Annotated in this window: 1 protein-coding gene and 1 pseudogene; both read right to left on the reverse strand. The window is 68.1% G+C overall.

From position 1 onward, the window contains the following. Positions 1-216 precede the first annotated feature (216 nt). Positions 217-1,302, reverse strand: a complete 1,086-nt coding sequence (locus BGN95_RS07170; RefSeq protein ID WP_502688264.1) for a GltB/FmdC/FwdC-like GXGXG domain-containing protein — start codon at positions 1,300-1,302, stop codon at positions 217-219. 42 nt (positions 1,303-1,344) lie between these two features. Next, positions 1,345-1,533 (reverse strand): annotated as a pseudogene (locus BGN95_RS27225) (glutamate synthase-related protein); the annotation flags it as partial. Between the last annotated feature and the right edge of the window lie 14 nt (positions 1,534-1,547).

Below are 1,547 nucleotides of genomic sequence, written 5' to 3' on the forward strand. Positions count from 1 at the left end.
TGCGACAGCTCGGCCGGTGGCAGGCCGAGCACGAACTCCTGCCAGTTCTTCAGGCGCTTCTCGACCTTCTTGTAGGGCCGGTCCTTGCGCTCGATCTCCAGGAAGCCGGTGGGAAGACCCATGGCTTGCAAACTCCCCCATCCTGTCCATGCGTCGGGGCGACGGTCGCAGGGCCGCCTCGGCATGATGTCCATGCAATGCCCGCTGTCGGGCGGTTTACTCTGCTGCCACCGCTTTCGCCGCCGCGCGTTCCTTGGCCTGAAGCAAGGCCCGCTTGTAGTCCTTGGGCATCACCTTGATGAAGCTGTGCAGCGCGGAGTCCCAATCCTCCAGGAGTTCGCGCGCCCGCGCGCTGCCGGTGTGCAGCAGGTGCCGCTCGACGAGGATGCGCAGCCGCTCCGCGTCGAAGGCCAGCACGTCGCCCATGCCGGTGTCGTCGGCGTTGAGCGCGCGCTGGCGCGGACGGCCCGGGCTGTCGCGATCGCCCGACGCCGGACCGACCGATTCCAGCTCGACCATCGACATGTTGCAGAGCTCGCCGAAGCGCGCCTTGGGATCGTAGACGTAGGCGATGCCGCCCGACATGCCGGCCGCGAAATTGCGCCCGGTGTCGCCCAGCACCACCACCACGCCGCCGGTCATGTATTCACAGCCGTGATCGCCGGTGCCTTCGACGACGCACACCGCGCCCGAATTGCGCACGGCGAAGCGCTCGCCGGCGACGCCTTCGAAATAGGCTTCCCCGCCGATCGCACCGTAGAGCACGGTATTGCCGACGATGATGTTCTGCAGCGGATCGCGGCTGGTGCCCTTGGGCTGGCGCACGACCACGCGACCGCCCGACAGGCCCTTGCCGACATAGTCGTTGGCGTCGCCCGACAGGTCGAGCGAAACGCCATGCGCGAGGAAGGCGCCGAAGCTCTGCCCGGCCGTGCCGGTCAACACCACCGAGATCGTGTCCTCCGCCAGGCCGGCATGGCCATGGAGCCTGGCGACCTCGCCCGACAGCATGGCGCCGACCGTGCGGTTGACGTTGCTGACCGGCAGCTCGATCTGCACCGGCTCGCCCTTCTCGAGCGCCGGCTGCGCCGCCTCGATCAGCTTATGGTCGAGTGCCTTGTCGAGCCCGTGATTCTGCTGCTCGCTGTTCCAGATCGCCACGCCCTCGCGCGCCGGCGCGACGTGCAGCAGACGCGACAGGTCTACGCCGCCCGCCTTCCAGTGATCGACCGCACGATGCATGTCGAGCCGGTCGACCCGGCCGATCATCTCGTTCAGCGTCCGGAAGCCGAGCCGCGCCATGATCTCGCGCAGCTCCTCGGCGACGAAGAAGAAATAATTTATGACGTGCTCGGGCTGGCCGGTGAAGCGCTTGCGCAGCACCGGGTCCTGGGTCGCCACGCCGACCGGGCAGGTGTTGAGATGGCACTTGCGCATCATGATGCAGCCGGCGGCAATCAGCGGCGCCGTGGCGAAGCCGAACTCGTCGGCGCCCAGCAGCGCGCCGATGGCGACGTCGCGGCCGGTGCGCAGACCTCCATCGACCT

Origin of the sequence: Sphingomonas sp. 66-10 (assembly GCF_001897045.1) — a bacterium.
GTDB lineage: Bacteria > Pseudomonadota > Alphaproteobacteria > Sphingomonadales > Sphingomonadaceae > Sphingomonas > Sphingomonas lycopersici.

Coding starts and splice junctions, on each gene's coding strand:
- BGN95_RS07170 (WP_502688264.1), bottom strand. CDS start 1,302: ATGGCGCGGCTCGGCTTCCGGACGCTGAACGAGATGATCGGCCGGGTC.